Origin of the sequence: Algibacter sp. TI.3.09, from assembly GCF_038154905.1 — a bacterium.
Taxonomy (GTDB): Bacteria; Bacteroidota; Bacteroidia; order Flavobacteriales; family Flavobacteriaceae; genus Algibacter.
Genome location: NZ_JBAKAN010000071.1, coordinates 1 through 285, shown reverse-complemented (window position 1 = coordinate 285; position 285 = coordinate 1). Strand labels below are relative to the sequence as shown.

Annotated in this window: 1 pseudogene; it reads right to left on the bottom strand. The window is 41.8% G+C overall.

Annotated elements, in window-relative coordinates:
* A pseudogene (locus tag V6246_RS18365) lies at nucleotides 1–285 on the bottom strand (ATP-binding protein); the annotation flags it as partial.

Here is a 285-nt window from a genome sequence, read left to right as displayed (position 1 = left end):
CTTCCGCCGCCGACTAAAGCCACGTTTGAAATTGTGTGATGTGGATTTCTAAAAGGTCTTTGTGCCATTAACCCCGTATCTTTTTACTCTACCAACTACAGAATGTATTTTAGTCGTTTCCAAGGCTTCATGCAAGGTCATTGGAGGTAATATACTTGGTAATCGTTTAGCAAGCATCGTTTTTCCTGCTCCAGGAGGACCAATTTAAATAATATTATGTCCGCCAGCAGCAGCAATTTCCATACAGCGCTTAATGCCTTCCTGCCCTTTTACATCTGCAAAATC